The 6,245-nt window shown below is 66.8% G+C and carries 4 protein-coding genes and 2 pseudogenes; 4 read left to right on the top strand and 2 right to left on the bottom strand.

All coding sequences use genetic code 11. The features are described 5' to 3' along the window. Positions 1-135 precede the first annotated feature (135 nt). From J8J14_RS24225 to J8J14_RS24215, 3 genes and pseudogenes are all read left to right on the top strand, one after another. A complete protein-coding gene (locus tag J8J14_RS24225; RefSeq protein ID WP_209382102.1) occupies positions 136-1,077 on the top strand; it encodes a hypothetical protein in 942 nt (313 codons plus the stop codon). A 32-nt stretch (positions 1,078-1,109) separates the two neighbouring features. Beyond that, complete coding sequence (locus tag J8J14_RS24220) at positions 1,110-3,080, top strand: caspase family protein (protein WP_209382101.1); 1,971 nt, start codon at positions 1,110-1,112, stop codon at positions 3,078-3,080. 35 nt (positions 3,081-3,115) lie between these two features. Next, positions 3,116-4,053: pseudogene (locus J8J14_RS24215) on the top strand (IS5 family transposase). 44 nt (positions 4,054-4,097) lie between these two features. Here the strand turns inward: J8J14_RS24215 and J8J14_RS24210 are convergent. Continuing rightward, positions 4,098-4,322, bottom strand: coding sequence for a hypothetical protein (locus tag J8J14_RS24210; protein ID WP_209382100.1), 225 nt, complete (start codon positions 4,320-4,322; stop codon positions 4,098-4,100). Between the two features lie 235 nt (positions 4,323-4,557). After that, entirely contained in the window at positions 4,558-4,710 is a 153-nt protein-coding gene (locus J8J14_RS24205) for a hypothetical protein (protein ID WP_209382099.1), read from the bottom strand. A 232-nt stretch (positions 4,711-4,942) separates the two neighbouring features. Here J8J14_RS24205 and J8J14_RS24200 point away from each other — a divergent pair. Further along, a pseudogene (locus J8J14_RS24200) lies at positions 4,943-5,883 on the top strand (IS5 family transposase). Positions 5,884-6,245 lie beyond the last annotated feature (362 nt).

Genomic DNA, 6,245 nt, shown 5'->3' with positions numbered 1-6,245 from the left:
GCGTGATTCGCTGGATCTGCGCCTTCGTCAGCCAGAACAGGTCAGCCATGGCAGCACCTCCGGCCGCCATGGAATCAGTCAACGAGATCAGGCGCTACCCCGCATTAACGGGTCCTGAGCCTAGCCCTGGTTGGGTTGGCCGCGGGCGCATCCAGGTCGGGGCAGGCAGCGGAGCCGCCCGATTTCAACGAAGTCATCGTTCGGGCGGTCCGCGAGGTGGCCGCCCCGCGACAAGGCGGCGGCTACGACATCCGCCGCGCCTTCACCCAGGACCTGTCCTACGGGCCCTCTGGCACCGTACCCAGCTCCCAGCCGCCGGTGCGCGTGCCGGGACCCAATCCGACCATGTGCGTGGCCGCCGTAGCGGAAGTCATCATCGAGGCGCTTAACCTCTATGTGAAGAGCGGGGCCGAGAACGGGCTACCCCCAGAGAAGTCGGTCTACTCGATGCTGCCCGTGCGGAATTGGCGGAACGGAAGCCTGCGATCGATCAGGTCACACATCTTCATGTACCAGGGGGCGGATTCTCAGGGGACGGCCGACGCCCTGGAGACCTTCGGGATCGGGAAGATGCGGGACTTTCCCTCCCTGAAGCCGGGCGACTTCATCAACTTCAACCGCACCCGGACCGGCCATGCGGTCGTCTTTATGGGCTTTCTCGACGCGTCCCGTCAGGAGGTTCCCTTCTCGAAGAACGTCATGGGCTTCCGCTACTTCTCTGCCCAGGGCCAGGGGCGGCCGGATGGCGGGATGGGATACCGCGACGGCTGGTTTGCGGGCCAGTGCCCCTCGCCGAGAACCAGGCACGATGATTGCGACATCCGGGCGGCCTACGAGGTCGCCGCCAATGGCCGGGTGCGGCAGAACCAGTCCCTGCTCAACTGCGGGCGGATGCATCACCCCAGCGCTTGGCAGACAGAGAAGGCCCAGGAGGCGTTGCGCACCAAGACGCGCGGCATCTATCAGGGAGAGGCTGTGACGAGGGGCATTAGCCCGGACCTCTTCGCGGAGCAGAAGCTCGACGAGGAGCTTGAGGCTCTTCCGGAGCGCTACCAGGACGGAACACTCGGGGAATGAGGGCAAGGCGAAGGACCCTCCCCGGAATCGCTGTGGCCCTGTCCCTGGCCGCGGCGGCCGCGCTGCTGCCTTTTGAGGGTTCGGCCCAGCCCGCGGCCGCCCCCGCTCCGCCCTCTGCGGGGGCGGGCCAGCCCATGACCATCCGGCAGGCTTCATTCCGCAAGGCCCTGCTGATCGGGATCGAGGACTATGCGCCTCCTGAGGGCACCACGTTGCCCGATAACGTCCTGGCCTTCAGGAATCTCACCTCCCCCTGCAAGGACATTGATGAGATCGAGCGCCGCCTACTCGAACTCGGCTGGGCGTTCGGCGACATCATCAAGGTCTGCGCCGCGCCCGGACAGACCGAGGTCAACCTCCGCTACGAGAACCTGATTGGCGTACTCACCCGCTTCGGCGAGGGCATGACTGGTTCTGATCCGAGGTCGCCGACGAACGGGTTCGGCTTCGTCTACATAGCCGCGCACGGCGTCGAGATGTTGGGACGGAGCTATGTGCTGCCCCAGCAAGCACGCCTGGATGTCGGGCGGGCGGCGAAGCTCCTACAGAACCAGAGCCGACAGGCGCCACGGGTCCCACTCTTCGGATCCGGCGGCATCGACATTGTCGACCGGCTGTTCACCGAAGTCTCGGTCGGCTGCGCCTGCGACGTGCTCCTGGTGCTCGATACCTGCCGGGATGACCCCGCGACCTACACCAAGCTGAACCAGGCCATCAGTCAGGTAGCCCACCTCAATGCCGACTACACGCGCGCGCCTGAAGGCCTCGCGCGGGGCCGCGGCATCATGTACGCCACGGGAACGGGCCGGACGGTCAGCGACGCTGCGTCCTACCTACGCAAGGCGTTCGTCAAGCACATGCAGATCGACGCCCGGCTCGAGGACGTGCTCGGCAACGTCGAGCAGCAGGTCACCGACGACAGCATCAACACGCCGTATGTGCAGGAGCCCATCTGGTTCTACCGCGCCCGGGTGCCGCAGTTCTTTGCCCGAACCGCTGTTCAAACCAATCAGCGGACAGACCTGCTTCCGTCGGGCGCGTTGAACCTGCGCCGGTGGCAACTAGCCTCGCGCGATACGCGGTCGCTACCAACGCCTGGGATCTCCTTGGCTCAGTCCGCCTCCCCTTCCGAGGCGCCCCCGCCTGTGGCGTTCCCGCAGGCATTGGCTCCGTCGTTCCCGCCCACCCAGTCCCTGCCGTCGCGGGACCGATTTGGGGGAGCCTCGCCCTACCAGGGCCTCTCGGAACCGGCGCCGGACAGGAGTGACGCACTGCTGCGCGGCGGCTTCTCGGTGGATGTTTACTGGTGCGTGGATGCCGAGGGCGAGGATGGCCGCAGGGCGTCGGCGGAGGCCTTTGCCAAGCAGTTGTCGCCGTCAGTGCTGAAAGGTGAGACTGTGGGTGGCGCGCCACTCGCCAGGGTCCGGGTCCTGCCCCTGGCTCCGCAAATCAACGAAACTGCGGGGTTCCGCGTCTCCAACAACCAGATTCACTACGAGGGAAGCGTCGAGGCCGCGACGGGATGGGCTGCCCGCATCAGAAGGGCAAGCTCTACCCCCTTCGAGATGCGCGCTGTTCGCAGCGGCGTGCCCAGCCTCATCAATGTGTTCTTCTGCGCTGGTGCTTCAACCCAGCAGACGCCCACTCGGTTCTGGCTCCAGGCAGCACGGGAGGACCAAAGGGTCCTGGCGGTCTCGATCGGTGACGGGGTGCGGGGACGGTTGGCCGATGTCACCGTGGCAGGTAGCGTCGAGATCCTTCCCGACACCTCCCCCAACGTCAGCCAGATCCGGTACTTCTTCCCGCAGGATGAAAGGGTGGCACGGGAGGTGGCTGAGGTGGCATCGCCGCTACTGAGCCAACCCCCTCAGGTCGTCCTCGTCCCTGGCTACCAGAGCAGGATCAGGCCAGGCCTGCTGGAGCTCTGGCTAGGGAAGCAGGAGGCGTCGCCGCCTTCCCTCCGCTCTATCAGAGGCGGCATGAACTCGCGGATCAGCCCGTAAAGGCGTTGTTGCGGAAAGCTCGTGGGTGATCGGCCATGAGGAAGGATGCGGCGGGGCCTGAGCGGCCGAGGAAGCGGTACGGGGTACGGAACTGGCGCGAGTACGACCGTGGCCTGATCGGCCGTGGCGACCTGACGCTGTGGTTCTCGCCGGATCTGGCCTGGCATGCACCGGAGGGTACGGGCAAGCGGGGCCGGCCTCGGGTTTCCAGCGACACGGCGATCCAATGCGTGCTGACGCTGAGGGTGCTCTTCCATCTACCGCTGCAAGCGACGCAGGGCTTGGTGGGAAGCCTGCTCCGAATGGCGAGGCTCGACTGGCCGGTGCCGCACTACCGCACCCTCTCGCGCCGGCAGCAGGGGCTGACAGTGGTCATTCCCTACCGTCCCCGGGGCGAGCCGCTGCACACCGGGGTGAAGGTGCTGGGCGAAGGGGAGTGGAAGGTGCGCCGGGACGGCGCTGATCGGCGACGGGTCTGGCGCAAGGTGCATCTGGCGGTCGATGCCGAAAGCCATGAGATCCGCGCCGTCGAGATGACGGATCACCGGCATGGTGATGGCGAGATCCTCCCCGATCTGCTGGCGCATATACCGGAGGGGAACGGATCGCCTCCGTCACCGGTGACGGCGCCTACGACACCCGCTCGGTCTACGAGGCCGCGGCGGCCCGGAACGCGGCACTCCTCGTGCCACCCCGGCGCAACGGCAAACCCTGGAAGACCCGCACCGCCGGAGCGGACGAGCGCAACGAGACCTTGCGTGCGGTTCGGCACCTTGGTCGGCGCCTCTGGAAGCGATGGAGCGGCTACCACAGCCGCAGCCTAGCCGAGACCGCCATCTCGCGCCTCAAGCGCCTCGGCGAGCGGCTGGCCGCGCATGATCCTGTACGTCAGGTCGCTGAGGTGCAGATCCGCTGCGCCATCCTCAACACCTACAACCGGCTCGGAATGCCCAACACCGTCGCACTCGCCTGATCAAACCAGAACAGAGGGGTAGTCGTGCCCGTCACCTGAATTCTTCAACAAAGCCCTCGCAGGCCCGTCCTGGCGCATGCCGTGGTCGAGGTGAGAGGACCTGGACGCAGCGCGGCAAGATGCCGGAGCAGCGTCATCTTGCCGGTGAGTTGGTCGAGTTGCTCACGCAGAGCCGAGGGCGCGCTGACGATGATGGCCCTGAGTGCCAGCATGGCCTGGCTCCGCGCCTTAACTGCGGTCTCGCGGGCCACCTTGAGATGACGGATCATCTACCGTGCTGGTGCCGGACTTCGGCCGTGCCGTGACTTGTCCTGCCAGGACGCTACGGGCGGCACTCTCGGCATCGAGCACATCGTCCTTACCCTTGTTCCGTCGCCGCTGGCGATTGGGACGGTTCACCTCGAGTACGGTGTGCCCCTGCCCGCACAAGAACCGGGACAGGCCAGCACCGTAGGACTCTGTGCCCTCAACGCCGATCGCACGGATTGGCCCCAGGGACCGCGCCTAGGCCTGCAGGGCTTGGTAGCCTCTGTTGCTGGCTGGGATAGTCAGGCTGCCGAGGCGGGCCCCAAGTGCGCTGATCGCGACGGCGGCATGGGTGGACTTGTGGGTGCCGACGCCGATGATGACGTCGGCGTCGGGTGCGGTGTCGCTCATGGTGTGAGGCTCCAGGCCGAACAGAGGGCCTGACGCTCGAGCGGGCGGACAGAACTGTGACGGGATGGGGTGCCCTCAAGCTCCTATGAAGTCACGAGCCGCTCGACGGACAGGTGCGGCCTGGAGAGCCGACACATCAACGCCATGACACGGGGTCAATTGCGTAAGGGGTCAGGCCCTCCAGGCCACAACCGTACACTCACAGTTGCGGAAACCTTGTGGGTAGCTGGCCATGAGGAAGGACGCAGCGTGGCCTGAGAGGCCGAGGAAGCGCTACCTGCCCCGGAATTGGCGCGAGTATGACCGGCGCCTGATTGCTCGAGGCGACCTGACGGTCTGGCTATCGCCGGATCTGGCCTGGCAGGCGCCGGAGGGCACGGGACGGCGGGGCCGGCCTTGGATCTTCAGCGACGCGGCGATCCAGTGCGCGCTGACCCTGAAGGTGCTGTTCCAGCTGCCGCTGCGGGCGGCCCAGGGCTTAGTGGGGAGCCCCATCCGCTTGGCCGGGCTCGGCTGGCCGGTGCCGTACTACAGCACCCTCTCGCGCCGCCAACGCAGCCTGGCGGTCGTAATCCCTTACCGTCCCCGTGGAGAGCCGCTGCATCTCGTGGTGGACAGCACCGGGCTTAAAGTGCTGGGCGAAGGGGAGTGGAAAGTCCGGAGGCACGGTGCTGACCGGCGCCGCATCTGGCGCAAGGTGCATCTATGGTGGAGGCGGATGAGCATGAGATCCGCGCGGTCGAGATGACCGATCACCGGCACGGCGACGGCGAGATCCTCCCCGCCTTGCTGGCGCAACTACCGGAGGGGGAGTCGATCGCCGACATTGGCGGCAACGGGGCCTACGACACCCGCACGGCCTACGCGGCAGCTGCGGCCCGCAGGGCGGCCCCGCTCGTGCCGCCTCGGCGCAATGGCAGACCTTGGAAGACGCCGACCCTAGTAGCAGGCGACCGCAACGAGACCTTGCGTGCCGTTCGGCACCTGGGACGACGCCTCTGGAAGCGCTGGAGCGGATACCATCGCCGCAGCCTCGCCGAGACAGCCATCTCGCGCCTCAAGCGCCTCGCGGCGCACGATCCCGCCCGTCAGGTTGCCGAAGTGCAGATCTGCTGCACCATCCTCAACACCTACAACCGGCTCGGCATGCCCGACACGGTCAGCGCCGCCTGAGATCAGCGCCAAAGGGGCACGCGCGCGACCTCAGTTGGAATTACGCAACAGGACCGGCGGGCGCCATAATCAGGCGCCCTCTCGGAGGCTGCATTCACGGGTGTCTCCGCTCGTTCGGTAAGGGTGAGTTCCTGGCGTACGCAGAAGTAGGCGGGTCGCCCCGGGCCATTCCAAGGCTAAACGCCCGGCGCACTGGGGTGTTACGCCGCGCCCTCGTGGCAAGCCGCCCCTCCTCTCCCCTTAGCTCGACTTTGGCCATCACGCGGCGTGGCAGATGGCGTAAGCCAGGGCGCGTTGCAGGGCTGGGCGGGGTTTTGCGCTGTGGGTGCTGCGCCGCGACGTGAGCAAACCCTGCTCTCGCC

Source organism: Pararoseomonas baculiformis (genome assembly GCF_017813395.1).
GTDB classification, from domain to species: Bacteria; Pseudomonadota; Alphaproteobacteria; order Acetobacterales; family Acetobacteraceae; genus Roseomonas; species Roseomonas baculiformis.
The sequence above is the reverse complement of the archived record's forward strand: the minus strand, read 5'-3'. Positions and strand labels throughout refer to the sequence as shown.